The sequence below is a fragment of the Amycolatopsis sp. NPDC023774 genome, from assembly GCF_040639695.1.
Taxonomy (GTDB): domain Bacteria; phylum Actinomycetota; class Actinomycetes; order Mycobacteriales; family Pseudonocardiaceae; genus Amycolatopsis.
The window spans coordinates 535086-559540 of record NZ_JBFAAJ010000002.1; the positions used below are offsets into that span (position 1 = coordinate 535086).

Genomic DNA, 24455 nt, shown 5'->3' on the forward strand with positions numbered 1-24455 from the left:
AGGCCCCGGTGCCCGTCACACGCCCCAGTCGGCGATGACCGCGTCCGTGTCGGCGCCCGGCTTCGGCGGCGAAGACGGCAGACCGGGTGCCGTCCGCGAAAACCGCGGCGCGGGGGCGGGCTGCAGCACGCCGTCCAGCTCGACCAGGCCGGCGCGCGCCGCGATGTGCGGGTGCGCCGCGACCTCGTCCGGCTCCAGGACCGGGGTGACGCACGCGTCGACGCTGCCGAACACCTCGGCCCACTCGTCGCGCGTGCGCGAGAGGAACGCCTTGGTGAACTCGGCCCGCAGCGTCGGCCAGCTCGTTTTCTCCAGCTGCGGAGGGAGATCCGCGGCCTCCAGGCCGAGCCCGGCGAGCAGCGCCGCGTAGAACTGTGGCTCCAGCGCGCCGACGGCGACGTAGCGGCCGTCCGCGCACACGTATGTGTCGTAGAAGGGCGCGCCGCCGTCGAGCAGGTTCACGCCGCGCTCGTCGGACCACACGCCGAGTCCGCGCAATGACCAGACCATCAGCGCGAGCACGCTCGTGCCGTCGACCATCGCGGCGTCCACGACCTGTCCCAGCCCCGTGCGCTCTCGTTCCCACAGCGCGGAAAGCACGCCGACGAGCAGGAACATCGACCCGCCGCCGAAGTCGCCCACGAGGTTGAGCGGTGGCACCGGCCGTTCCCCCGCGCGGCCGATCGCGTTGAGCACGCCGACAAGCCCGATGTAGTTGATGTCGTGCCCGGCGCGCTGCGCGAGCGGGCCCTCCTGGCCCCAGCCGGTCATCCGGCCGTAGACCAGCCGCGGGTTGAGCGCGTGGCAGTCGGCCGGGCCGACGCCCAGGCGTTCGGTGACGCCCGGACGCAGGCCCTCCACCAGCACGTCGGCCTTCGCCGCGAGCCGCAGCACGAGGTCGCGGCCTTCAGGCGTCTTCAGGTCGGCCGCGACGGAGCGCCGGCCGCGCAGCAACGGGTCCGCCTTGCCGCCCGTGAGGTCGAGCGAGCCCGACGGACGCTCCACGCGCACGACGTCGGCCCCCAGGTCGGCGAGCACCATGCACGCGTGCGGGCCCGGGCCGATCCCGGCCAGCTCCACGACCTTCAGTCCGCTCAGCGGTCCCGCCACGTGCCCTCCTCAGCTCCGGTGCCGATCGCCCGACCCTACCGGGCCTCAGAGAGCCAGTTTGGTGAGCAGCGCCACGAGCTGGCGCCGTTCCTCGTCGTCGAGCGGCGCGAGCATCGACTCGTTCACCCGATCGACGACGGGCGTCGCCGTGGCGAGCAGCTCCTCCCCCGCCGGCGTGAGCCGCAGCTCGCGGCGGCGGCGATCGGCGCCCACCGTGCGCGTGATCAATCCGCGTTCTTCCAGGCGCAGCAGCAGGTTCGCGAGCGTCGCCTTGTCTGTCGCCGCCCGCTGCCCCGCCGATGCCTGGTCGAGCCCCGGCGTCTCCGAGATCGCCACCAGCACGGCGTATTGCGGCTTCGTGAGCCCCGGCAGCTTCGCCTGCCAACGGGCGCCGTGCTCCTGCATCGCGCGCCGCAGCGCGTGGAAGACCGACTCGTCCATCCGGCTCGTCATGATCGCCATGTTAGTATGAATGCAAACGGTTTGTGTACGAACTTGTTGGCCGGAAGAACCACGAGGAGGTGCTACCGTGCGGCTGATCGTCGGCATGACGGGCGCGACCGGCGCCCCGTTCGGCATCCGGCTGCTCGAGGTGCTGCGCGCGATGCCGGACGTCGAGACGCACCTGGTGCTGAGCCGCTGGGCCCGCACCACCATCCACCTGGAGACCTCGCTGTCCGCGCGCGAAGTCGGCGACCTGGCCGACGTCGTGCACTCACCCGAGGACCAGGCGGCTTCGATCTCGTCGGGCTCGTTCCGCACCGACGGGATGATCGTGGTGCCGTGCAGCATGAAAACCCTCGCCGGCATCCGCACCGGCTACGCCGACGGCCTGCTGGGTCGCGCCGCCGACGTGGTGCTCAAGGAGCGGCGCAAGCTCGTGCTGGTGCCGCGCGAGACGCCGCTTTCGGAGATCCACCTGGAAAACATGCTCGCGCTCACCCGCATGGGCGCGGTCATGGTGCCGCCGATGCCGGCCTTCTACAACCACCCGCAGTCGCTCGACGACGTGCTCGACCACGTCGTCGCGCGCGTGCTCGACCAGTTCGGCCTGACCGCGCCCGCGGCCCGCCGCTGGACCGGGCTCAACCCGCAGGAGGACCCATGCCCCACGACGACCTCAGGTCGTTCCTGACCACGCTCGACGAAGAGGGCCAGCTGCTCCGGGTGACCGAGCAGGTCTCCCCCGAGCCCGACCTCGCCGCGGCCGCCAACGCCGCACCGAAGCTGGGCGACGCCGCCCCCGCGTTGTACTTCGACAACCTCGAAGGCTTCACCGACGCCCGCGTCGCCCTCAACGTCCACGGTTCCTGGGCCAACCACGCGCTCGCGCTCGGGCTGCCCGCCGGCACGGGCGTGAAGGACCAGGTCGCCGAGTTCATCCGCCGCTGGGAGGCCTTCCCGGTGCCCGTGGAGCGCCGCGAAGACCCGCCGTGGGCGGAAAACGTGCTCGAAGGCGACGACGTCGACCTGTTCTCCGTGCTGCCCCTGTTCCGCCTCAACGACGGCGACGGCGGCTTCTACCTGGACAAGGCCGCGGTCGTCTCGCGCGATCCCGAGGACCCGGGCAACGACGGCAAGCAGAACGTCGGCATCTACCGCCTGCAGGTGAAAGGCCGCGCCGAGCTGGGCATCCAGCCCGTCCCGATGCACGACATCGCGCTGCAGCTGGCCAAGGCCGAGCGCGCGGGCGAAGACCTGCCGGTGGCGATCGCGCTGGGCAACGACCCGGTGATCCCCATCGTCGCCGCCACTCCCCTGGCCTACGACCAGAACGAGTACGAGCTGGCCGGTGCCCTGCGCGGTGCGCCCGCCCCGGTCACGGCCGCGCCGCTGACCGGCCTCGACGTGCCGTGGGGCGCGGAAGTGGTGCTGGAAGGCGTGATCGTCGGCCGGCGCCGCGAGCTGGAGGGCCCGTTCGGCGAGTTCACCGGCCACTACTCCGGCGGGCGCAGCATGCCCGTGATCCGCATCGACCGGATCTCCTACCGCACGCACCCGGTGTTCGAGTCGCTCTACCTCGGCATGCCGTGGACCGAGATCGACTTCCTCATGGCCGCCAACACCTGCGTGCCGGTCCACCAGCAGCTCACGGCGGAGTTCCCCGAGGTCGAGGCGGTGAACGCCATGTACACCCACGGCCTGCTGGCGGTCATCTCCACGAAGTCGCGCTACGGCGGCTTCGCGAAGACAGTCGGCATGCGCGCCATGACCACGCCGCACGGCCTCGGGTACCTGAAGACGGTGATCGTGGTCGACGAGGACGTGGACCCGTTCGACCTGCCCCGTGTCATGTGGGCGGTGTCCACCAAGGTCAACCCCGCCGGCGACGTGATGGTGCTGCCGAACCTGCCCGTCGTGGCCCTCGATCCGGCGGCCGACCCGGCCGGCATCACCCACAAGATGATCATCGACGCGACCACCCCCGTTGCCCCGGACGAGCGCGGCCACTTCAGCCAGCCGGTGAAGGACCTGCCGGAAACCGCCGCGTGGGTGGACAAACTGCGCCGGCTGGCCGCCCGATGACCGCCCCGGAAGGAGCCCCGCCCGTGACCTGCCCCCGTTGTGACCACCCCGACGTCGCGAAGCTCGCCGACTCTCCCGTGCCCGGGGTGTGGACCGTCCACCAGTGCGCGCGCTGCCGCTACTCCTGGCGCAGCACGGAACCGGCCCGCCGCACCCGGCGTGCGCACTATCCCGAAGCGTTCCGCCTGACCGCGCAGGACATCGCCTCCGCCACTGACGTGCCCACGGTGCCGCCGTTAGAGTCGCGGCCATGAGAGACACACTGATGTGGGAAGTCCGCGCAGCACCGGGCCGCCAGCAGGACCTGCTGGCGTGGGTCGAGGCCACCGCCGTGCCGGAACTCACGGCCACGGAGCACTTCGCCGGTGCCGACGTCTACCTGGGCGGCCAGGACCGCGTCGTTGTCATCGCGCGCTGGACCGCCGTTCCCCCGCGGCTGCCCGACCCGCCGGAGGGGCTGCTCGCCCGTCCGGTGGCGCAATGGCCTTTCCAACACCACCGCACCGTCACGCCCTGAACCCAGTAGGTTGGGACAGCCGGGAACACCCTCGTCTTGGAGGTCAGGAATGACAGTCGCGCAGATCGCCTACATCCGTCCCAAAGCGGGCAAAGAGGCGGAGGTGGAGCAGCTGCTGCGCGGGCTCGTCGACGCGGCTCGGCAGGAGGAGGGCACACTGCTCTACCTGCTGAACAAGCGTGAGGACGAGTTCGTCTTCTACGAGATGTTCGCCGACCTCGACGCGCTGAAGGTCCACAGTGGCAACGACGCGCTGCGCGGCCTGGTCGCGCGGGCCGACGAGCTGCTCGACGGCGGGATCACCGTCGACAAGGTGTCCTACATCGACGGAGCCGGCCGCTTCAACTGAAAAACCTTTCGCTCCCACCTCACCCGATGAGGGGACAATGAGGCTGACCCGGACAACTCCTGGGTACTCCTCGGAACGTCCACCGGAATTCGGCACGACGGAAGGGAGCGCGAGATGGACGGCATGTTCGACAAGGCCAAGGAGAAGCTGCAGGAGTTCGCGGGCCAGCACCCGGACAAAGTCGGCCAGGGCGTCGACAAGGCCGCCGACTTCGCCGACGAGAAGACCGGCGGCAAGCACGGCGACCAGATCCACCAGGGTGCCGACAAGCTGAAGGAACGCTTCGGCGGCGACGACCAGCAGCAGCAGTAGTCGCGGCCGCACCACAGAGGGGCCTCCCCGCCGGTATCCCGAGCCGGCCGGGAGGCCCCTCGTGGCTTATCCGGCCAGTCGCTCGAGTGCCTCGTCGAGGTCCACGACGTCGGCGTACTTCGCGTCGAGGTCCGTAAGGTTGTTGTCGTGCACGGCTTCCGTGCGGTCCGCGCATGCCTGGCGCACGACTTTGGGCCGGAACCCGTGGTTCAGTGCGTCCATTGCGGACGCTCGCACGCAGCCGGAAGTCGAAACCCCGGTGACGACCAGAGTGTCCACACCGGACGTGTGCAAGGAGGACGCCAGTGAGGTGCCGAAGAACGCCGACGCGTACTGCTTGGCCACCACGACTTCCCCCGGCTCGGGCTTCAGCGGGCCGATCTCGCCCCAGCCGCCTTCGGTGCCGTCGGCGAACGCTCTGAGCGCCGGGACTTTCTCCACGAACAGCCCACCGTCGGCGAGGCCGCGCGAATAGACCACCGAGGTCCACACCACCGGGTGCCCGGCCGCGCGCGCGGCTTCGAGCAACGCCCGCGTCGCCTCGATCGCCGGCCCTGGGCCAGGCAGCTCGAACGGCCCGCCGGCTTCGGTGTACGCGCGCACCAGGTCGATCACGAGCAGCGCGGGCCGCGCTCCCCAGCCGAGCCGGCCGGAGAACGCGGACCCGTGCGGCCCGCTCACGTCGCCGACCAGACCGGGCGCTGCGGTGCCGGCAGGCCGGTCTCCGCCTCGCAGTTGGCCAGCAGCTCCTCGATCGGCGGCCCCATGTCGAACACGGGCAGCTCCGCGGGCCGCGACGCGCGCAGCTGATCGCGCAACGTCTTCGTCGCGTCGGTGTCCACAGTGCCGTCCACCGCGACGACCACGCCGTAGCCGCGCGCGCCGTCCGGCGTCACGAGACCGCGTTCGACCTCCAGGCCCACCAGCGCGGGGTCGCGCTCGAGCGGATCGCCCCAGCCGCCGCCACCCCAGGTGACGAAGTGGAGCACGTCGCCGGTGTGCACCGGGACGTCGTGGCACTTGCTGGGCAGGACTTCTTTGGTGCCGTCCGCGCGGTCGATCCACTTGGTCCCGCGGGCGCCGGGCGCGCCGCCGTTGACGCCCCACGGGTAGGTGAGCCAGCGGTCGTCGTGGATCGCGATCGTGCCGGGCTCTTCGAAGACATAGGTCACGTCGACGCCGTTGCCGCCGCGGTGCAGGCCCGCGCCGCCGGTGTCGGCGACGGTCTCCCAGCGTTCGATGCGCAACGGATAGTAGGACTCCAGGTACTCACAAGGGATGTTGACGAAGCTCGGCCACAGCGAGTGCCCGTCGGGCCCGTCGCCCAGCGGCCGGCCGGGGATGCCGCCGAAGCCGATCGAATACAGCTGGAACCACTCGCCCTTGCGCTCGCCCGAGGAGTAGTGACCGGAGTACATGAAGTGCGGGCTGGACGAAAAGCCCGCCGCGTTGAGCAGCGCCGGGTTCGTCTGGCCGAGCAGGCCGCCGAAGAGGTCGAACACCCGGCCGATGCCGTGGTTGCGGCCGTTGAGCGACGCGGGATGTTTCGGCTTCCAGTAGGAACCGTCCGGAATGGTCACGTCGACCAGCGGATAGAACCCGTCGTTCCACAGGATCTGCGGGTCGGCCACGGTGATCATGTAGATCCCGAAGAACATCCGGGTAAGGTTCTCGTTGATGTAGTAGTTGATCGGCCCCGCGGCCTGCGGCGAGCTGCCGGTGAAGTCCAGGTGCACCTTCTCGCCGGTGCGGGTCAGCGAGAGTTTCAGCTCGTAGGGGCCGAAACCCACGCCGTCGTCGCAGATGTAGTCGGTGAAGCTGATCGTCTTGCCGTCTTCGAACACCGTCTGCAGCAGGATCTTCATGGCGTCGTAGTTGCGCCGCAGCAGAGCGTCCAAAGCGGACAGGTAGGTCGCGGTGCCGAACCGGTCGCACATCTCCACCACGCGGCGCGACGCCGTGCGGCAGGCGGCGACGAGCCCGTTGAGGTCGGCGCGGTTCCAGTCGGGCATGCGGACCTGGTTGAGGATGATCCGCAGGGCGTCCTCGTTGAGCTTTCCCTTGCTGTACAGCTTGAACGGTGGGACGACCACGCCCTCTTCGTAGATCGTGCGCGCGTCGGTGGGCATCGACGACGGGGTCTTGCCGCCGACGTCGGACATGTGCCCGAACATCGAGGCCCAGCCGACGAGCCGGCCCTCGTGGTAGATCGGCATCACGATCAGCCAGTCGTTGGCGTGGCTGATCGCCGCGCCGCACGCGTACGGGTCCGACGTCATGAGCACGTCGCCTTCTTCGATGGTGTCGTCGAAGCCGTCGAGGAAGTCCGGGATGGACAGTCCGAACTGGCCGACGACCATCTTGCCGCTCGAGTCGCCGATGAGTGGGAACTCGTCGTGCTGCTCGCGGATGCCAGGCGAGAGCGCGGTGCGGAAGAGCACCTCGTCCATCTCGTAACGAGCGTTGCGCAGCCCGTTCTCGATGAGGTCGAGGGTGACGGGGTCCACTTCGGACTTGGTGATCGTGCCGGTGGCGGTCTCGATGATCTCAGCCAAGGTTCAGCCCTCCAGCGGGGTGATCAGCAGGCTGCCGGACGCGTGCACGGTGGCGGCGTGCTCGGGCAGGACGAGGGTTGTGGAGTCCATTTCGGTCACGATCGCGGGCCCGGCGACGACGTCACCGGCGAGGAGCTTCGCGCGGTCGTAGACCTTCGCGTCGAGCTGTTTGCCCGACACGTGGATCGGGTGCGTGTCCACCAGCGCGGCGGCCGGATCGCCGGTGCCCTCGGGCAGCGTCACCGGCGCCACCGACGGGCGCGGGCCGGTGACGGTGGCGCGGGCGTTGACCAGCTCGTGGTCGACGTCGAGCAGGAACGAGAACAGCCGGTCGTGCTCGGCGTCGAAGTGCTTGGCCAGCCGGTCGAGCGCGGTGTCGGGCGCCTCCAGCGACGCGGGGTCGACCTCGACCGGGATCTCGAACCCCTGGCCGTGGTAGCGCACGTCGACCTGAAACCCGAGCGTCTGACCGGCGCGGTCGAGCCCCTGCTCCACGAGCCGTCCGCCGGCTTCGTCGCCGAGTTCGCGCAGGATCTGCACCAGCTCGGCGCCGGTGAGGTCGGCGAAGCGGCGCAGCACGGTGCGGGCCGACACGTCGCGCAGGCTCGTGGTCGCGTCGCCCAGCGCGCACAGCACGCCGGGTGACGGGGGCACGATCACGGGCCACGCACCGGTGAGCTTGCCGAGGGCGTTGGCGTGCAGGGGGCCCGCGCCGCCGAAGGCGACGAGTGCGAAGTCACGCGGGTCGAAGCCCTGCTGAACCGAGACGAGCCGGAGGCCGCCGAGCATGTTCTCGTTGACGATGTCGATGATCCCGGCCGCCGCGGCTTCGACGCTCGGCAGGCCCATCGCGTCGGCCACCTTGGCGACGGCCGTGCGGGCGGCCTCGACGTCGAGCGTGATCTCGCCGCCGGCCAGCTGCGCGGGCAGGTAGCCGAGGACCACGTTGGCGTCGGTCACCGTCGGCTCGGTGCCGCCCTTGCCGTACGCGGCAGGGCCGGGGTCGGCACCCGCCGACTGCGGGCCGACGCGCAAGGCCTTGGTCAGTTCCGGTACGTGGGCGATGGAACCGCCGCCGGCGCCGACCGTGCGAACGTCCACACTGGATGCCCGCACGGTGAGATCACCGACCTGGGTCTCGCGGCCGATGCGCGGATTGAGGTCCTGCACGAGCGCGACGTCGGTGGACGTGCCGCCCATGTCGAACGTGATCAGGTCGCGGTGGCCACACTGCTCGGCCACCCACACCGCGCCGGTCACGCCGCCGGCGGGGCCGGACAGCAGGATCGTCACGGGGGCGGCCACGGCGGCGCCGGCTGCCGAGAGGCCACCGTCGCTGCGCAGGATGGCCAGTTCACCGGCCACGCCGCTGCCGGCGAGCTCACTCGCGAGCGTCTCCACGTACTTCTTGACCTGCGGCTGCACGTAGCCGTTGGCGACGGTGGTGACCGTGCGCTCGTACTCGCGCAGCTCCGGCAGCACGTCCGACGACAGCGACACCGGCACGCCGGGCAGCACCTCGGCGGCGATCTCCGCCACGCGGCGCTCGTGCGCGGAGTCGGCGAAGGAGTTGATCAGCGACACGGCGAGCGCCTGGATGTCACGGCCGCGCAGCTTCTCCAGCTGGGCCCGCACGTCGGCCTCGTCGACGTCGCGGATCACCGCGCCGTCGCTGGCGATGCGCTCGTCGACCTCGACGGTGTTCTCCAGCGCCGCCAAGGGTTCCGGCTTCGGCCAGATGATCCAGCCGGCGAGCCCGCCCGGCACGTAGGAGCGCGCGATCTGCAGCACCTGGCGGAACCCGCGCGTGGTCACGAGCCCCACGCGGGCGCCCTTGCCTTCGAGGATGGCGTTGGTGGCCACGGTCGTGCCGTGCAGCACCTGCGCGACCTCGCTCAGCGCGATGCCCGCGTCGGCGCACACCTTCGCGATGCCGTTGCGGACGCCGACCGACTGGTCGGCGGGGGTGGACGGGGTCTTCGCCCGCCAGGTGCCGCCGGTCGTCTCCTCGACCAGCAGCACGTCGGTGAAGGTGCCGCCGACGTCGACACCGAGCCGATAACTCATGTGCTCTCCTGCTTCTCGGCCGCCCGCACCATCACGGCGCGGGCGTTGCGGATGTGGGCGGTCATCACAGCCCGCGCCCACTCGGGGTCGCCGGCGCGCAGGGCGGCGACGATCTCGACGTGGTGCGCGAGGCTGCGCCGCAGGGACTGTTCGTCATAGGTGTGGAAGTTGCGCAGCACGATCGGCGCGTGGATGGCGCTCGCGAGCGCGCCGGCCAGCGCCGGGTGCCGGGCGAGTTCCACGAGCTTGGCGTGGAACTCGCGGTTCATCGGCATCAGCGCGTCGAGGTCCTGTCCCGGTCCGGGACACCCGACCTCGACCATGCGCCCGGCGAGCTCGTCGAGCGCGGCCAGGTCAGCCTCGGTCGCGTGGGGCACGGCGAGCGCGGTGAGCTGGGGTTCCAGCAACGTGCGCAGCTCGAACACGCCTTCCAGCTCGGCAACGGTCCACCGGCTGACCCGGGCCCCGCGGTTCGGGACGATCTCCACGAGGCCCTCGGCCGCGAGGCGGGTCAGCGCCTCGCGGACCGGCGTCCGGCTCACACCGAGCCGGACGGCCAGCTCGACCTCGCCGAGCCGGGCGCCCGCCGGGAAGTCGCCCTTCAGGATCAGCTCGCGCAATGCGTCCACCGCGCGTCCCGATGAAGTCGCCGCCTGTGTCACCCGTCACCTCGTCTCGAAGATTGTGTGCAATCTAGGCGGAAGGGTTGTCCGACGCAAGCCTTACGGCGTAGTTTTGCGATGGATGTATACAAGGAGGAATTCCGTGGGAAATCTGCTCGGTACCGCCGGAACCCCGCGCAAACGCCTGCGCGAGCTGCTGACCGCAGGCCCGCCGCTGGTCGCGCCCGGGGCGTACGACGCGCTTTCGGCCCGACTGGTGGAGCAGGCCGGGTTCGACGTCGTGTACATGACGGGCTTCGGCACCACCGCGTCGCTGATCGGGCGCCCGGACGTGGGCCTGCTTTCGGGCGCGGAGATGATCGACAACGCGACGCGTATCGTCTCGGCCGTCGACGTGCCCGTGATCGCCGACGCCGACACCGGCTACGGCAACGCGATCAACGTGGTGCGCACCGTGCGGGCGTACGAGCAGGCCGGCGTCGCGGCGATCCACCTCGAAGACCAGGTGATGCCCAAGAAGTGCGGTCACATGTCGGGCAAGGCCGTGATCTCGCGCGAGGAGATGGTCGGCAAGATCGCCGCGGCCGCCGCCGCCCGGCGCGACCCGGACTTCGTCCTCATCGCCCGCACGGACGCCGCCGCCGTCCACGGCCTCGACGACGCCCTCGGCCGCGCCAAGGCCTACGCCGACGCGGGCGCCGACGTGCTGTTCGTGGAGGCGCCGACGAGCGAGGAGAGCATCGAGCGCGTGGCCACCGAGCTTCGCGGCGTCGCGCCCCTGGTGTTCAACTGGGCCGAAGGCGGCCGGACCCCGCCGCTGCCGTTGTCGCGCATCGCGGACCTCGGCTTCTCGCTCGTGCTGTACCCCATCGGCACCCTGCTCGCCGCGACGGCCGGCATCCGCTCCCTGCTCGACGTCATCCGCCGCGACGGCACGCCCACGGCCGCCCTGCCGGGCGTACCGACGTTCGACGAGTTCACGACGCTGATCGGACTGCCCGAAGTGAGTGAGCTGGAGCAGCGGTTTTCCGGGGAGTGATCAGGGTTTTCGTGCGGTGATCAGGTTGGCCGGGCTCGAAGACCCGGGATCGTGTTCCGGTTGCTTCGAGCCCGGTGCCCTGGAGCCGACCGCCGCTTGGCGACAGCTTCACGCTGTCGGGCGGACTTCGCACCGCCGGCGAGGAACAGGGCCATCACTTTCGTGACGCGGCGCAGGCAATCTTCATCCGAGCACAGCGACGGCCGACCGAGCGTTACTCGGCCCAGATCCCCCGCACATGCCGGATGTGGCGGGTCATCAAGGCTTCCGCGCCATCGGCGTCCCGGGCTTCGATGAGGTCCAGGAGCACCGCGTGTTCGTGCGAGGAGGGGACGAGTTCGTCGCGGTCGGCGAGGCCGCGGAGACCGTAGATGCGGGAGCGGGAGCGTAGGGAGCGGACGGTCTCGACGAGGTGCGGGTTACCCGCCTGTTCGAGCAGGCGCAGGTGAAACTGCATGTCCGTCGCGACGTGGGCAATGAGGTCGTGCGCGGCGGCCGCGTGTTCGATGCCGGTGGCCAGCGGGCGCAGCTCGGCGATCACGGCCGGGTCGACGCCCGTCTCGGCGAGGCGGCGGATGGTGGGCACCTCGATGAGGGCGCGGAGCTCACTGAGGTCGTCGAGGTCCTTTTCGGACGGTTCGGTGACGCGGAAACCCTTGTTGCGCACCGTGTCGATCAAGCCCTCTTTGACGAGGTCAAGCATGGCCTCGCGCACGGGCGTCGCGGAGACGCCGAACTGCGCGGCGAGGCTGGGCGCCGAGTACACCACGCCGGGGCGCAGCTCGCCGGAGATGACGGCGGCGCGCAGCGTCTGCGTGATCTGGTCGCGCAGGTTCCGCTGGACGCCGAAGGTGGGCAGCGTCAGCGTGAGGTGCTCCTGGCTGGTCAACGTGACTCTCCCCGGGCGGCCTCGTAGGTGGTGGCGGCGACCACCAGATCCTCCCACGCCATCCCCACGCTCTTGAACAGCCGGGGCCCCGACGCGGGCAGCGCCGCCCCGCGGACCACATCGGACAGCGGCACCAGCGCGTCCGGCGCCAATGCGCCCTCCTGCACCGCCAGGACGACGTCGCCGGCCTCGCGCAGGGCGGTGTCCACCGCTTCGACGACCACCGTGGCGCGGCCCACCAACGAGGAGTCGACCTCACGCACGTGCGGTTCGTGCGAACCGACCGCCACCACCGTCGCCCCGTCTCGAACCAGTGCACCATCGAACAACGGCGTCGGCGAAGTGGTGCAGCACGCCACCAGGTCCGCCGAAGCCACGTCCGCCGCGGTGCCGACTCGGGCGCCCCAGGCCGACGCGAAAGCCTCGGTCCGCGAAGCGGAACGACCCACCACCACGACGTCGCGCACCGGCCGGACCTCCCGCAGCGCCTCGACGTGGCTCGCCGCTTGCGGGCCGGTCCCGAACACCACCAGCCGCGACGCGTCCGGCGCCGCCAGGCAGTCCACGGCCAGCGCCGACACCGCCGCCGTGCGCACGGACGTCACCGCCACCCCGTCGAGCAAGGCCAGCGGTGTCAACGTCGCCCCGTCCAACAGGAGGTACTCGCCCTGGATCCGCGGCAGGTCGCGGGCCGGATTTCCGGGCGCGACCGTCGCCACCTTCACCCCGGCGAACGACCCCCAGAAAGCCGGCATCAGCAGGAACTGCCCGCTCGGCACCGGAACGACGGCCCGCGCCGGGTCCGCCGAAGGGTCGAGACCGCCGGCCAGCGCGGCGCGCAACGCCGCGATCGCCGCGGTCGTCGAGGGCCGCGCGGCCAGCACCTCGATCACAGCTCGAACCCCGCCGGGAACGGGTCGCCGGGGTCGAGGAAGTACTGAGCCGTGCCGGTCAGCCACGCGCGGCCGGTGATGGTCGGGACCACGGCGGGCACCGTGCCCACCGTCGTCTCCTCCACCAGCCGGCCGATGAAGTGCGTGCCGATGAACGACTCGTTGCGGAAGTCGGTGTGCAACGCCAGCTCGCCACGCGCGTGCAGCTGCGCCATCCGCGCGCTCGTACCCGTGCCGCACGGCGAACGGTCGAACCAGCCCGGGTGGATGGCCATGGCGTGGCGCGAAACCCGCGCGTCGGAACCCGGCGCGGCGAGATACACGTGGTGGCACCCGGAAATCGCGGGGTTCTCCGGATGCACGGGCAGGTCCTGGGTGTTGATCGCGTCCATGATGGACAGTCCCGCGTCCAGCAGTTTCTGCTTTTCCGCGCGATCGAACGGAAGCCCGAGCTCCTCCAGCTCGACGATCGCGTAGAAGTTGCCGCCGAAGGCCAGGTCGTAGCGCACCTGGCCGAGTCCCGGCACGGCCACCTTGCGGTCGAGACCCACCGAGAACGAGGGCACGTTGCGGATCGTCACCGCCCGCGCGGCGCCGTCGCGCACGGCCACCTCGGCGATGACGAGTCCGGCCGGGGTGTCGAGCCGGATCGTCGTGACCGGCTCGACGACCTCGACCATGCCCGTCTCGACCAGCACCGTCGCGACGCCGATGGTGCCGTGCCCGCACATCGGCAGGCAGCCCGAGACCTCGATGAACAGCACGCCCCAGTCGGCATCAGGCCGTGTCGGCGGCTGCAGGATCGCCCCGCTCATGGCCGAATGCCCCCGCGGCTCGTTCATCAGCAGCTGCCGGATGTGGTCGAGGTGCTCGACGAAGTACTGCCGGCGCTCGAACATCGTGGCACCCGGCACGACGCCGACCCCACCCGTGATCACACGGGTCGGCATCCCCTCGGTGTGGGAGTCGACCGCGTGGAACAGCCGCTTGGCGCGCATGGTCTAGGAAAGCCCTTCCTCGAGCGCTCGTTCGGTGGCCTGGCGGACGGCCTTCTCCTGTTCGGGCGTGAGCGGCACCCGCGGCAGCCGGCACGGCCCGCCGTACCGGCCCGCGATGTCCATGCTCAGCTTGATCGCCTGCACGAACTCCGTGAGCGAGTCCCAGCGCAGCAACGGGTGCAGCAGCCGGTAGAGCGGCACGGCCTTCTCCAGGTCGCCGGCCGACGCCGCGGCCCACAGCTCGCTGGTGGCCTTCGGGAACGCGTTGGGGTAGCCCGCGACCCAGCCGGGCGCGCCGGCGATCGCCAGCTCCAGCAGCACGTCGTCGGCACCGCACAGCACGTCGAGCTCCGGTGCCAGCTCGGCGATCCGGTACGGCCGGCGCACATCGCCCGAGAACTCCTTCACGCCCACGATCAGGCCCTCGGCGTGCAGCTCGGCCAGCAGCTCCGGCACGAGGTCGACCTTGGTGTCGAACGGGTTGTTGTACGCGACGATCGGCACGCCCGCCTTCGCGACCTCGCGGTAGTGCTCGACCACCGCGCGCTCGTCGGCCCGGTAGGAGTTGGGCGGCAGCAGCATCACCGCGGGGCAGCCGGCCTCCGCCGCGCTCTCGGCCCAGCGCCGCGCTTCCGTCGCGCCGTACGCCGCGACACCCGGCATCACCGTGAAGCCCTCGGGGGCCGCTTCGACGGCGGTGTGGACCACACGGGTGCGCTCTTCGACGCTCAGCGTCTGGTACTCCCCCAGCGAACCGTTGGGCGTGACCCCGTCACAACCGCCTTCGGCCAACCACGCGACGTGCTCGGCGTACGCGTCGAAATCGACGGTCAGCGCACCCGGCCCGGACCCCCGCAAGGGGAGCGCGGCCGCCACCAGTACGCCGTGCCATGGCTTTTCGCGCCCGGTCATCAAGCCCTCCACGAAGTCGATGTTACTCAGCGCCGTCGGCCGGAGCCGACCCCGAAATTCATCGTGCCATGTGTCATGTGACATTGTACAGTGTCCTGACCTCGTCCCCCATCGTGGGAGGCTCCATGTCAGAAACGACCGGCGCGCCCCCGAAGCTCACGTCACACGAGCTCGCGGCGCGGCTCGAACGCCTGCCGATCTCCCGGTTCCACTACAAGCTGCTCTTCGCGGGCGGCCTCGGGTACACCTTCGACGCGATGGACGGCGCGATCGTCGCATTCATCCTCCCCTCCGTCACCGCCGAATGGGGGCTCTCGAGCGGAGCCACCGGCATCCTGGGCAGCAGCCTGCTGATCGGGTTCCTCTTCGGCGCGTTCGGCGCCGGGGTGCTCGGCGACAAGATCGGCCGGCGCGCGGTGATGGTCAGCGCGCTCGTCCTCTACGCGGCCGCGAGCCTCGTCGCGGCCGTCGCACCGAACTTCGCGGTGCTGTTCGTCGCGCGTGTCGTGGCGGGCATGGGCACCGGTGCGGAGAGCGCGATCATCGCGCCCTACCTGTCGGAGTTCGTGCCCTCGCGCGTGCGCGGGCGCTACATCGGTTCCCTGGCCGGGTTCTTCGCGTTCGGCTACGTGTTCGCGAGCCTGCTCGGCTACTTCGTGGTCAGCGACGTGCCCCATGGCTGGCGCTGGGTCCAGGTGCTCACGGCCGTGCCGATCGTGATGCTGCTGTGGTGGCGCCGCTCGCTGCCGGAGTCGCCGCGGTTCCTGCACGTCCACGGCCGGGTCGCCGAGGCCGGACTGGTGGTCGCCGACATCGAGCGCCAGGTCAGCGCCCGCGTCGGCCCCCTGCCGGCGCCACAACCGTCCACACAGGACGAAGACGTGGAGGTTTCCTCGGGCACGATCCGGTCGAACCTGCGCGCGCTGGTTTCGTCCGGGCTGCGCAAGACCACGATCACGTCGTGGGTCTACTGGTTCGTCGCGATCTTCACCTATTACGGCTTCTTCACCTGGATCCCGTCGCTGCTGGTGAAGCAGGGCTTCGACATCTCGAAGAGCTTCCTGTTCTCCATCGTCATCTACCTCGCGCAGATCCCCGGCTACTACTCCGCCGCGTTCGTGAGCGAGCGCATCGAGCGCAAGTGGACGATCGTGATCTACCTGGCGGGCGGTGCGCTCGGCGCACTGGGGCTCGCCTTCGCGGGCAACAGCACGCAGATCCTGCTCTGGGGCATCGTGCTGTCGTTCTTCATGAACGGCAACGCGGCGCTCGAGTACTCCTACACGTCGGAGATCTACCCGACGATGATCCGCACCACCGGCCTCGGCGTCGCGTCGGCGGTCGGGCGGATCGGCGGCATCATCGCGCCGATCGTGATCGGTTTCTCCTACAGCAACGTCGGGTTCGGCGGCGTGTTCACCATGTTGCTGGTCCTGCTCGTGATCGGCGCCGGGGTGGTGGCCGTGTTCGGCCAGCGCACCACCGGCCGCTCGCTCGAAACGATCGGGCAGGAGACGATCGGACGTGGCTGAACCCCGCGAACCCTCTGGAGGTGCCCGCATGCCCGCCGACCTCAGTGTCCGGCACGCTCAGGTCGTCGATCCCGAGACCGAGCAGGTGACCGGCGACCACGTCATCCGCATCACCGGCGGCCGGATCACGGCCGTCGAATCCGATCCCGGTGGTCCGCTCGGGGCCGGAGAGCTGGACGGCACGGGACTGTTCGCCGTGCCGGGGCTCATCGACTGTCACGTGCACGTGAACGCCGTGAGCGCGGCACTCGGCACGGTGGCCGACGAGTCGCCCGCGTACGTGGCCGCGCAGGCATCGCAGCTGCTGAAGGACATGCTGGCACGCGGTTTCACGAGCGTCCGCGATGTCGGCGGCGCGGACTTCGGCATCGCCGCCGCCGTGGCCGAAGGCCTGTTCACGGGCCCGCGGATCTTCTTCGGCGGCAAGGCCCTTTCGCAGACCGGCGGGCATGGCGACCTGCGGCCGGCGGGGCGCGACGTGCACGACCAGCACTACGCGATCCCCGTGCTCGGCCGGGTGTGCGACGGTGTCGACGAGGTGCGCCGGGCCGCGCGCGACGAGATCCGCCGCGGCGCGTACCACCTGAAGATCATGCTCTCCGGCGGCTGCGCGAGCCCGACCGACCGCGTGGATTCCCTGCAATTCTCCGACGAGGAGGTGAGGGCGATCGTCGAGGAGGCGGCTGCGGCGAACCTCTACACGGCGGGGCACGCCTACACCGCCGACGCCGTGAACCGCGGGCTGCGCCTCGGCGTCCGCACGATCGAACACGGCAACCTCCTCGACGCGACGTCGATCGACCTGTTCCTCGCGCACGACGCGTTCTACGTGCCCACGCTGATCACCTACCAGGCCTTGCTGGAGCAGAGCCGCGAGCTGGGTTTCACGGCGGAGCAGTACGAAAAGGTCGTGCGGGTGACGGAAAACGGGTACCAGGCGCTGCAGCTCGCCGACTCCGCCGGCGTCCGCATCGCCTACGGCAGCGACCTGCTGGGTGCGATGCAGGCGCGGCAGTCGGAGGAGTTCTCGTTGCGCGCCAAGGTGCAGAAGCCGGCCGCGGTGCTGCGGTCGGCCACCACGGTCGCGGCCGAGCTGCTGCGGCAGGTGGGCACGGTGGGGGCCCTGGCCCCCGGCGCCAGGGGTGACGTCGTGCTCGCGCGGGCGAACCCGTTGGAGGACCTCGACGTGCTGGCGAACCCGGCGACCGGGCTCGCAGCCGTCGTGCAGGACGGGGTGGTGCGCGTACAGCGCTGACCGACGGTGTTCCGGCCTGGCCCTCACCGGGCCGGAAAACCGTCGTCACCGCCCCGGTCAGAGGTATCCCGCATCGTCGTGATCTCGGCCGGGAGCAGGTCCGCCTCCTGGACCGGAGGGCCTGCAGAGTCCGTCACGGTGCCGGCTTGCTTGACGGGTGACGGCCGGCCGGTGCTGCCGGAGCGCGCCGTGGAATTCCGGGCCGGAGGGGGCCTGACAGGTCCCCTCTGGGCGCCGGACGGGGCCTGGCGCGTCGTTAGCCTCGGTCGTGGATCTCAGCCACAGCAGGAGGAACGCACCATGAAGGCCATGTTCATCACCGCGTACGGCGACCCCGGCGTCATCGAGCCGGCCGAGGTCCCGGAGCCCGTCCCGGGGCTTGGTGAACTCAGTATCACCGTGTCGCACTCGGCCGTCGGGCTGGTCGACGCGATCATCCGCCGCGGCGAACTGGCCGACTACGACTACGCACCACGACCGCCGGTGGTGCCCGGGCTCGAAGTGGCGGGCACCGTGCGCGCGGTGGGCCCGGGCGTCGACCGGTTCGCCGTCGGCGACGAGGTGGCGACGCTGACCCTGCCGCGGATGGGCGGATACGCGGAGGTCACCGTGGCGCCCGCCGACCTCGTGGTGCCACTTGCGGGCACCGGCGTGAGCCGCGAACAGGCCGTCGCAGGGTTCGCGAACACGGTCACGGCGTACCTGTCCCTCACCGAGGCGGTGCGCCCGCCGGTCGGCGGCAAGGTGCTGGTGCACGGCGCGCTCGGCGGACTGTCGTCGGTCTACCCCGAGGTGGCGCGGCTGCTCGGGGCGAAGGAGGTGGTCGGCACGGTGCGCCGGGCCGAGCACGTCGACGCGGCGCTCGCGCTCGGATTCGACCGGGTGGTCCTCTCCGGTGAGTTCGCCGAGGCGCTGAAAGACGAGCGGTTCACCGTGATCGTCGACCCGGTGGGCGGCGAGGTGCGGCGGGCCTCGGTGGGCGTGCTCGCGCCGATGGGCCGGCTGCTCGCGGTCGGCAACGCCGGCGGCGAGCACGGCGCTTCACTCGACTTGAACGCGGTGTGGGGCGGCAACATCGGTGTCGTCGGGTTCAACGTGGGCGGTTACCTGGCCGCCGGCACCGCTCCGGCCGTGCCTGCGGTGCGGACGGTGCTGCCACTGTTCACCGAGGGGAAGATCAGCCTGCCCGTGACGACGCTGCCGTTCACCGAGGCCCGCGAAGCGCACCGGCGGATCGACGCCCGGGAGGTGACCGGGCGGCTGGTTCTCGCTTCGCTCTAGGCTCGGGCGCATGGAGCGGGACGAGGAGCTGAGCGAGTTCCTGCGCTCGCGCCGCGCCCGGGTCACCCCGGCCGAGGCCGGGCTCGGTCCGGGTGCCGGCGTTCGCCGTGTCCCCGGCCTGCGGCGCGCGGAGGTCGCGCGGCTGGCCGGAGTGAACGTCGACTACTACGTGCGGCTGGAGCGCGGCCGCCGGATCAACCCGTCCGATTCGGTGCTCGACGCCGTGGCCCGCGCGCTGCGGATGAACGCCACGGAGCGGGCACACCTGTTCGCACTGGCGCGCCCCGGGAGCACCCGCCCGGGGCGGCGCTCGGTCCCGCCCCAGCGGGTGCGGCCGTCGGTGCACCGGATCGTCGAGGCCCACGAGCCGCTCCCGGCGATGGTCCTCGGCCGCCGGATGGACGTGCTCGCCGCGAACCGGCCGGCCCGCGCGCTGTACACGGACTGGGAGGCCCTGCCCGGCCCGGCGCGCAACATGGTGCGGTTCCTCTTCACCGACCCGGCGGCGCGCAGCGTGCTGGTGGACTGGGCGGGCAGCGCGACCGAGGCCGTCGCGCACCTGCGCCTCTACCAGGGCCGCAACCCCGCCGACCCGCTGCTGTCGGACCTGGTCACGGACCTGTCGGCCGCGAGCGAGGACTTCCGCAGCCGGTGGGCCGACCACGACGTGCACCAGCACACCTACGGAGCGAAGAGCTTCAACCATCCGGTGGCGGGCCGGTTCACCCTGGCGTACGAGCTGCTCGGCGTGCTGGACGACGCGGACCAGTTCCTCACGCTCTACACGGCGGAACCGGGCTCGGCGGCGGAGGCCGCGGCGCGTCGCCTCGGCGCGGCCACCATCGCGGATGCCGGAACCGGAGCGGGGCGGTGATCGCCCTCGGGAACGGCAGCGCGATCGCCCGGGCGCAAGCAAAGCCACGGCCACCCTCGGTGAACGCGGTCCGACCAGCCGTCAGCCGAGCCGGATCGTCGCCGTCTCCGGGCCCGCACTGACGCCCACCGCACCACGGCAGGCCGCGAGCCGGGCGTAGTCGGGCCGGGTGAGGACCACGATCGGCAGCCGCAGGTCGTACAGCTCTGCCGCGACCCAGGCCCCGAGCATGAGGATGGCGTCGGGTTCGGTGAGGACGAGCGCGGCGGGCGCGGTGCCGCTGCGGATCTGCTCGGCCAGGACCGACGACGAGGAGCTGGAGCCGCGCGCGTGGGACAGCACGAGAACGCGACCGGTGAGGGTGGCGCCGCGCTGGGGGTGGTGTTCGTCGACGATGCGGCCGGACAGGTCGGTGCCACCCCAGAACGACAACGGCGCGTCGAGCACGAGCGGTTCCCCCGTCGCTTCGCCGGGGAACACGGTGCGTCCGGTCAGCTCGCCCACAGCGCCTCTTCCCGCACGATCCGGCCCGCCCGCGCGGACGCGACACACTCCGCGAGCGAGCCGAGGGCCACGTCCACGCCGATGTTGCCGGGCGCGTACCACGCCCATTTGCCGGAGTTCGTCATCGCCGTGCGCACGCCGGCGTCGAGGATCGGCGTAATGTAGGTGCAGGTGTCGACGACGATCCGGGCCCCGGCGGAACGCACGGTTTCCGCGTAACCGAGCCGATCGGCCTCCGCGAGCACGGCGCGGCTCGTGGTCACGTAGGCGCTCACGCCGGGGTGGAACGGCCCGCCGTCGGCGAGCAGACCGGCCAGGCGCTCGAACTCCGTGAGCGAGAAGTGCGGTGTGCCCAGGCACAGCGCGTCGAGGTCCGGGCCGTGGGCGGTGGTCAGCTCGTCGCGGACGGCGCGCACCTGGTCCGCGTCCACCACGTGCGTAACCAGGTCCGGCGACGCGACGGCCGCGAGCTCCGGCGCCTCCGGCGTCACGCCGACGACGTGGAACAGGCCGACTCCCCCGCTCGACGCGGCGGCGGCGCCGAAGGCCTTCAGCTGGTCCTCCGGCACGGTCGCGGGCACGCCCGTCAGCACCGGCACCCCGCTGCCCGCGAGCCGGCCCGCGAGGTGGCCGAGCACGCCCCACGCCGCGTCCTCGCCGAGCAGCCGCCGGGACAGGCCCGCGCAGTCGAACCGGATCGTCGCGCGGCGGTGCACGTCGCGGTGCAGGCCCGCGTCGGGCACGCGGCCGGTGATGGCGGCGCCGATGTCGAGGAAGTCTCCGTAGCGGTCGGTGCGGGCGCCGAGCACGGAGTTGGCGAACACGATCGCGTTGGACTCGGCCCATGCCACGTGCGTGCCGAACGAAGGCCGGTGGGTGAGCTGGTAGGGCGCGCAGGTCCACGTCGGCTTGCAGCCCAGCGCGGTGTACCCCGCCATCAGGCGGCGCGCGTTCGCGGTCGTTTCGGCGTCGGCGTGCACCAGGTCGGGGTGGCGCAGGTCGAGGGAGCCGACGTTGAGCGTGGTCGGCACGGCGGCGCGGCCGCCGAGCGCTCCCAGGCGTTCGACGAAGTCCAGTCCGGCCTGCCCGTGGTACAGGCAGCCGTCGACGTGGGCGGACTCGACCGTCAGCAGCCGGGTGGCGCCGCGCACCTGCGCGAGCGCGATGACCATGCGCAGGCACAGTTTCGCCGCCTCACCGTACTCGCCGGCGAGCATGGCCTCGTCCTCTTCGGACAGTTCGAGGTCAGCCACGCGCGAGGTCCCCGAGCGTCACGGGCTGCGCGATCGGCCGCGCTGCCACGCCGGCGAGGTCGGCGGCCGTCGGTTCACGGCCGTGTTCGGCGGCGACAAGGCACGCGGTCGCGTAGCCGCACACGCGGCCCTGGCACAGGCCCATTCCCGGACGGGCGAGCAGCTTCACCGTCCGCGCGTCCGTGGCACCCAGGTCCTTCACCGCACTCCGGACGGTGCCGACGGACACCTCTTCGCACCGGCAGACCTGCGTGCCGCCGTCGAGCCACGTCTGCCAGCCCGGTCGCACGGAGTGGGCCGCGTGCATCGCGTTCGCGAAGGCGCGCAACGACTTTCGCTGCCGCAGCAAGCGCGCGACGGGGTCGCGGTTCGGCTCGGCGCCCACCGTGGTGAGGGCCGCGTGCAGGCCGGCCAGCTCACCTTCCACCAGTGACAGCGCGGAGCCGCCGACCCCGCAGACCTCACCGGCGAGGTAGACACCCGGCGTGGTGCCACGCTGCCGGTCGTCGGCCACGGCGACGAGGCTGCCATCGGCGCCGAGCCGGGTTTTGCACCCCAGCTGCAACGGGAGCTCCAGCTGGGGCGTGAAGCCGTAGCCGACGGCGACGGTGTCACACGCGACCGTCCGCTCGCTGCCCGCCACGATCCGCCACTGCCGGTCAAGGGACGCGACCGTCACGCCCTCGACCCCCTCGGTGCCCCGCGCGGCGACGACCGCGGTACGCGTGCGATACGGAACTCGCTGGCGCAGCAGCGTTTTCAGGTAACCGGCGCCTTCGGCGAGCTTGCCGGCGTTGGCGAGCACGGCCAGCGGCGACCGGGCGAACCCGGCGGGCGAACCGGCTTCGAACACCCCCGCCACCTCGGCGCCAGCTTCGACCAGCCCGGCGGCGACGGGCAGCAGGAACGGCCCCGTCCCCGCCACCACGACCCGGTTCCCGGCACGCACGCCGTGGCCCTTGAGCAGCGACTGCACGCCGCCGGCGGTGTAGACGCCCGGCAGCGTCCAGCCGGGGAACGGCACCTGCCGGTCGTACGCACCCGTCGCCACGATCACCGTGCGACAGGAGACCTCACCGCGGTCGGTGTGCACCGTGAAGCCGCCGCCCGTGCGCTCGACGTGCCAGATCGCGTGCCGCGTCCGAACGTCCACTCGCGACAGGCCCGCGCGCAGCCGCACGAGCGTGGGCCAATCGTGGTGGCCCACGCCGTCGTCACCTTCGCGGTGACGCCAGAACTGCCCGCCCACGCGCGCGCCGGCGTCGACCAGTGCCACTCGCGCGCCGGCCGACGCGGCCGTCACCGCGGCGGCGAGCCCGGCCGGGCCGGCCCCGAGGACCGCGATCTCCGCCGCTTCAGCAGAAAAGCTCACCACGGCCCGCTCCTTCCTGCGGCTCGATGACGTCGCCCGGGCGCACCTCGGTCAGGCACGCCCGCCGCCCCGGCTTGCCGTTCACCACGACCAGGCAGTCGAAACACACGCCGATCCCGCAGAACACCCCGCGGGGTGCGCCATCGAGACGCGTCTTCCGCCACGACCGGTGACCGGCGGCGATCAACGCCGCGCCCACACTCTGCCCGGGTTCCGCCACGATCTCCTGGCCCCGGAAGGAAAACTTCACGCGCTCGCTCACGCGACCTCCTCGAACCGGTCCGCCCGGAACGGCGTCAAGTCCTGCTCCGGCTTCACACCCGTGGCCACCTGCGCGATCAGATGCCCCGTCGCCGCGGCCAGCCCGATGCCCGCCCCTTCGTGACCGCACGCGTGCACCAGCCCTGGCAGCCGCGGATCCTCGCCGATGACCGGGAGGTGGTCCGGGCAGTACGGCCGGAAGCCGAGGTAGCTGCGCAGCAGGGAAACGTCGGCGAGGAACGGGAAAACGCCGATCGCCTGGGCCGCCAGCTTGCGTACCACGGGCAGCGAGAACTGCCGGTCGAAGCCGACCCGTTCGCGGCTCGCGCCGATGAGCACCGTGCCGGCCCGCGTGCCCTCGACGACCACCGACGTTTCCAGCCCGGCGTCGCCGCTCGAGACGTTGGCGACGTAGTCGGCCGTGTAGACCTTGTGCCGGATCACGCGCGGCAGCGGTTCGGTGACCAGCACGAAACCGCGCCGCGGCAGCACCGGGACCGGCGCACCTGCGAGCTTCGAGACCTCGCCGCCCCACGTCCCCGCCGCGTTCACCACCCACGGCGCGGAGAACTCGCCGGCCGACGTGACCACCCCGCCGACCGCGCCGTCGGCGCGCCGCCGGAACGCCCGTACCTCGGTTGCGGTGTGCAGTTCGGCTCCCAGCCGACGCGCTTGCCGCAGGAGCGAAGCGGCCGCGAGCATCGGCTGCACCTGCTTGTCCTGCGGGTAGTACGCGCCGGAAGCGACGTTTGGCGTCAGGTTCGGCTCGAGCGCCGCCACCTCGGCCGGCGTCAGGTCTTCGACCTCGACACCGTGCGCGCGTTGCTCGGCCGCCAGCTCCGCCAAGCCCCGGGCGGCATCCGCGGACTGCGCCACGACCACACCGCCCTTGTGCTCCAGCTCCAGGGGCGCGGGCCCGAACTCCTCCCCCAGCCGCGCCCACAGCCGGATCGACAGCAGCGCCAGGTCGAGCTCCGGCCCGAGCTCCTTGTCCGACACGAGGATGTTGCCCTCGCCGCCGCTCGTCGTCCCGCCGGCGACGGCGCCGCGATCGAGTACCGCGACGCGTAGTCCCGCGGCCGCGCAGTAGTAAGCGCACGCCGCCCCGACCACCCCGGCACCCACGACGACCACGTCAGGGGACCTTCCCGTCGCCACCATGGCCAGTAGTATGTCACATTGCACAACACGCGAAACCCCACTGTGGCGTTGGTTGCGCTCGACGCACCCAATGCGGCGTGGGGGGGGGGGGGCCGCCCCCCCCCCCCCCCCGGGGGGGGGAGGGAGACCCGCGAACCCCCCGCCGCCGGGAGGGGCGCGAACCCCAACAACA

Annotated in this window: 26 protein-coding genes; 11 read left to right on the top strand and 15 right to left on the bottom strand. The window is 71.6% G+C overall.

Annotated features, from left to right (window positions below; all coding sequences use genetic code 11):
• Positions 1-15: 15 nt before the first annotated feature.
• Positions 16-1110 carry a CaiB/BaiF CoA-transferase family protein gene (locus tag AB0F91_RS08650; RefSeq protein WP_360596005.1) on the bottom strand — a complete coding sequence of 365 codons (1095 nt, stop codon included), beginning with the start codon at positions 1108-1110 and terminating at the stop codon, positions 16-18.
• Between the two features lie 45 nt (positions 1111-1155).
• On the bottom strand, positions 1156-1563 hold the full coding sequence (locus AB0F91_RS08655) for a MarR family winged helix-turn-helix transcriptional regulator (protein ID WP_360596006.1): 408 nt from the start codon (positions 1561-1563) through the stop codon (positions 1156-1158).
• 76 nt (positions 1564-1639) lie between these two features.
• Here AB0F91_RS08655 and AB0F91_RS08660 point away from each other — a divergent pair, with 76 nt between their 5' ends.
• The 6 genes from AB0F91_RS08660 (at position 1640) to AB0F91_RS08685 (ending at position 4814) form a co-directional block, all read left to right on the top strand.
• Positions 1640-2245, top strand: a complete 606-nt coding sequence (locus AB0F91_RS08660; RefSeq protein ID WP_360596007.1) for a non-oxidative hydroxyarylic acid decarboxylases subunit B — start codon at positions 1640-1642, stop codon at positions 2243-2245.
• Positions 2215-3636, top strand: a complete 1422-nt coding sequence (locus AB0F91_RS08665) for a non-oxidative hydroxyarylic acid decarboxylases subunit C (RefSeq protein ID WP_360596009.1) — start codon at positions 2215-2217, stop codon at positions 3634-3636. The genes AB0F91_RS08660 and AB0F91_RS08665 overlap by 31 nt, the downstream gene beginning before the upstream one ends.
• A 23-nt stretch (positions 3637-3659) precedes the next feature.
• On the top strand, positions 3660-3890 hold the full coding sequence (locus AB0F91_RS08670; protein ID WP_360596010.1) for a non-oxidative hydroxyarylic acid decarboxylases subunit D: 231 nt from the start codon (positions 3660-3662) through the stop codon (positions 3888-3890).
• Positions 3887-4153 (top strand): hypothetical protein, encoded by a 267-nt coding sequence (locus AB0F91_RS08675; protein WP_360596011.1) that lies wholly within the window; start codon positions 3887-3889, stop codon positions 4151-4153. The genes AB0F91_RS08670 and AB0F91_RS08675 overlap by 4 nt, the downstream gene beginning before the upstream one ends.
• Before the next feature lie 49 nt (positions 4154-4202).
• Positions 4203-4502, top strand: coding sequence for a putative quinol monooxygenase (locus tag AB0F91_RS08680; protein WP_360596013.1), 300 nt, complete (start codon positions 4203-4205; stop codon positions 4500-4502).
• A gap of 114 nt (positions 4503-4616) precedes the next feature.
• On the top strand, positions 4617-4814 hold the full coding sequence (locus tag AB0F91_RS08685; RefSeq protein ID WP_285968502.1) for an antitoxin: 198 nt from the start codon (positions 4617-4619) through the stop codon (positions 4812-4814).
• A 66-nt stretch (positions 4815-4880) separates the two neighbouring features.
• On the opposite strand, the gene AB0F91_RS08690 is transcribed toward AB0F91_RS08685, so the two are convergent.
• The 4 genes from AB0F91_RS08690 to AB0F91_RS08705 are packed head-to-tail and all read right to left on the bottom strand — an operon-like array spanning position 4881 to position 10065.
• A complete protein-coding gene (locus AB0F91_RS08690) occupies positions 4881-5495 on the bottom strand; it encodes an isochorismatase family protein (RefSeq protein ID WP_360596015.1) in 615 nt (204 codons plus the stop codon).
• The gene (locus AB0F91_RS08695) at positions 5492-7369 is read right to left on the bottom strand and encodes a hydantoinase B/oxoprolinase family protein (protein ID WP_360596016.1); all 1878 of its coding nucleotides are present in this window, start codon (positions 7367-7369) and stop codon (positions 5492-5494) included. Before AB0F91_RS08695 ends, AB0F91_RS08690 begins: the two co-directional genes overlap by 4 nt.
• 3 nt (positions 7370-7372) lie before the next feature.
• Complete coding sequence (locus AB0F91_RS08700; protein WP_360596018.1) at positions 7373-9436, bottom strand: hydantoinase/oxoprolinase family protein; 2064 nt, start codon at positions 9434-9436, stop codon at positions 7373-7375.
• Positions 9433-10065: a GntR family transcriptional regulator gene (locus AB0F91_RS08705; RefSeq protein WP_360596019.1), complete on the bottom strand. Its 633-nt coding sequence runs from the start codon at positions 10063-10065 to the stop codon at positions 9433-9435. The genes AB0F91_RS08700 and AB0F91_RS08705 overlap by 4 nt, the downstream gene beginning before the upstream one ends.
• Positions 10066-10201: 136 nt before the next feature.
• On the opposite strand from AB0F91_RS08705, the gene AB0F91_RS08710 reads away from it, so the two are divergent.
• On the top strand, positions 10202-11098 hold the full coding sequence (locus AB0F91_RS08710; RefSeq protein ID WP_360596020.1) for an oxaloacetate decarboxylase: 897 nt from the start codon (positions 10202-10204) through the stop codon (positions 11096-11098).
• A gap of 214 nt (positions 11099-11312) precedes the next feature.
• Here AB0F91_RS08710 and AB0F91_RS08715 read toward each other — a convergent pair whose 3' ends face one another.
• The 4 genes from AB0F91_RS08715 to AB0F91_RS08730 are packed head-to-tail and all read right to left on the bottom strand — an operon-like array spanning position 11313 to position 14790.
• Complete coding sequence (locus AB0F91_RS08715) at positions 11313-11987, bottom strand: GntR family transcriptional regulator (protein ID WP_360596022.1); 675 nt, start codon at positions 11985-11987, stop codon at positions 11313-11315.
• Positions 11984-12880: an ornithine cyclodeaminase family protein gene (locus AB0F91_RS08720; protein WP_360596024.1), complete on the bottom strand. Its 897-nt coding sequence runs from the start codon at positions 12878-12880 to the stop codon at positions 11984-11986. Before AB0F91_RS08720 ends, AB0F91_RS08715 begins: the two co-directional genes overlap by 4 nt.
• Complete coding sequence (locus AB0F91_RS08725) at positions 12877-13878, bottom strand: proline racemase family protein (protein WP_360596025.1); 1002 nt, start codon at positions 13876-13878, stop codon at positions 12877-12879. The genes AB0F91_RS08720 and AB0F91_RS08725 overlap by 4 nt, the downstream gene beginning before the upstream one ends.
• 3 nt (positions 13879-13881) lie before the next feature.
• Positions 13882-14790 carry a dihydrodipicolinate synthase family protein gene (locus AB0F91_RS08730; RefSeq protein WP_360596027.1) on the bottom strand — a complete coding sequence of 303 codons (909 nt, stop codon included), beginning with the start codon at positions 14788-14790 and terminating at the stop codon, positions 13882-13884.
• A gap of 125 nt (positions 14791-14915) precedes the next feature.
• On the opposite strand from AB0F91_RS08730, the gene AB0F91_RS08735 reads away from it, so the two are divergent.
• The 4 genes from AB0F91_RS08735 (at position 14916) to AB0F91_RS08750 (ending at position 19732) form a co-directional block, all read left to right on the top strand.
• A complete protein-coding gene (locus AB0F91_RS08735) occupies positions 14916-16322 on the top strand; it encodes an MFS transporter (protein ID WP_360596029.1) in 1407 nt (468 codons plus the stop codon).
• 28 nt (positions 16323-16350) lie between these two features.
• Positions 16351-17577, top strand: coding sequence for an amidohydrolase family protein (locus tag AB0F91_RS08740; RefSeq protein ID WP_360596030.1), 1227 nt, complete (start codon positions 16351-16353; stop codon positions 17575-17577).
• Between the two features lie 300 nt (positions 17578-17877).
• Positions 17878-18858, top strand: a complete 981-nt coding sequence (locus AB0F91_RS08745; protein WP_360596032.1) for a zinc-binding dehydrogenase — start codon at positions 17878-17880, stop codon at positions 18856-18858.
• A 10-nt stretch (positions 18859-18868) separates the two neighbouring features.
• Positions 18869-19732 carry a helix-turn-helix transcriptional regulator gene (locus tag AB0F91_RS08750; protein WP_360596034.1) on the top strand — a complete coding sequence of 288 codons (864 nt, stop codon included), beginning with the start codon at positions 18869-18871 and terminating at the stop codon, positions 19730-19732.
• A gap of 81 nt (positions 19733-19813) precedes the next feature.
• Here AB0F91_RS08750 and AB0F91_RS08755 read toward each other — a convergent pair whose 3' ends face one another.
• The 5 genes from AB0F91_RS08755 to AB0F91_RS08775 are packed head-to-tail and all read right to left on the bottom strand — an operon-like array spanning position 19814 to position 24256.
• The gene (locus AB0F91_RS08755) at positions 19814-20236 is read right to left on the bottom strand and encodes a DUF126 domain-containing protein (protein ID WP_360596036.1); all 423 of its coding nucleotides are present in this window, start codon (positions 20234-20236) and stop codon (positions 19814-19816) included.
• Positions 20224-21489, bottom strand: coding sequence for an aconitase X catalytic domain-containing protein (locus tag AB0F91_RS08760; protein WP_360596038.1), 1266 nt, complete (start codon positions 21487-21489; stop codon positions 20224-20226). The genes AB0F91_RS08755 and AB0F91_RS08760 overlap by 13 nt, the downstream gene beginning before the upstream one ends.
• Entirely contained in the window at positions 21482-22861 is a 1380-nt protein-coding gene (locus AB0F91_RS08765; RefSeq protein WP_360596039.1) for an FAD/NAD(P)-binding oxidoreductase, read from the bottom strand. Before AB0F91_RS08765 ends, AB0F91_RS08760 begins: the two co-directional genes overlap by 8 nt.
• The gene (locus tag AB0F91_RS08770; protein ID WP_360596041.1) at positions 22845-23123 is read right to left on the bottom strand and encodes a (2Fe-2S)-binding protein; all 279 of its coding nucleotides are present in this window, start codon (positions 23121-23123) and stop codon (positions 22845-22847) included. Before AB0F91_RS08770 ends, AB0F91_RS08765 begins: the two co-directional genes overlap by 17 nt.
• Positions 23120-24256, bottom strand: a complete 1137-nt coding sequence (locus AB0F91_RS08775; RefSeq protein ID WP_360596043.1) for an FAD-dependent oxidoreductase — start codon at positions 24254-24256, stop codon at positions 23120-23122. The genes AB0F91_RS08770 and AB0F91_RS08775 overlap by 4 nt, the downstream gene beginning before the upstream one ends.
• Between the last annotated feature and the right edge of the window lie 199 nt (positions 24257-24455).

Bases quoted from the DNA above. Each gene is read 5' to 3' on its own strand.
- AB0F91_RS08725 (WP_360596025.1), bottom strand. From the start codon at position 13,878: ATGCGCGCCAAGCGGCTGTTCCACGCGGTCGACTCCCACACCGAGGGG.
- AB0F91_RS08685 (WP_285968502.1), top strand. From the start codon at position 4,617: ATGGACGGCATGTTCGACAAGGCCAAGGAGAAGCTGCAGGAGTTCGCG.
- AB0F91_RS08655 (WP_360596006.1), bottom strand. From the start codon at position 1,563: ATGACGAGCCGGATGGACGAGTCGGTCTTCCACGCGCTGCGGCGCGCG.
- AB0F91_RS08730 (WP_360596027.1), bottom strand. From the start codon at position 14,790: ATGACCGGGCGCGAAAAGCCATGGCACGGCGTACTGGTGGCGGCCGCG.
- AB0F91_RS08675 (WP_360596011.1), top strand. From the start codon at position 3,887: ATGAGAGACACACTGATGTGGGAAGTCCGCGCAGCACCGGGCCGCCAG.
- AB0F91_RS08680 (WP_360596013.1), top strand. From the start codon at position 4,203: ATGACAGTCGCGCAGATCGCCTACATCCGTCCCAAAGCGGGCAAAGAG.
- AB0F91_RS08750 (WP_360596034.1), top strand. From the start codon at position 18,869: ATGGAGCGGGACGAGGAGCTGAGCGAGTTCCTGCGCTCGCGCCGCGCC.
- AB0F91_RS08745 (WP_360596032.1), top strand. From the start codon at position 17,878: ATGAAGGCCATGTTCATCACCGCGTACGGCGACCCCGGCGTCATCGAG.
- AB0F91_RS08700 (WP_360596018.1), bottom strand. From the start codon at position 9,436: ATGAGTTATCGGCTCGGTGTCGACGTCGGCGGCACCTTCACCGACGTG.
- AB0F91_RS08735 (WP_360596029.1), top strand. From the start codon at position 14,916: ATGTCAGAAACGACCGGCGCGCCCCCGAAGCTCACGTCACACGAGCTC.
- AB0F91_RS08665 (WP_360596009.1), top strand. From the start codon at position 2,215: ATGCCCCACGACGACCTCAGGTCGTTCCTGACCACGCTCGACGAAGAG.
- AB0F91_RS08740 (WP_360596030.1), top strand. From the start codon at position 16,351: ATGCCCGCCGACCTCAGTGTCCGGCACGCTCAGGTCGTCGATCCCGAG.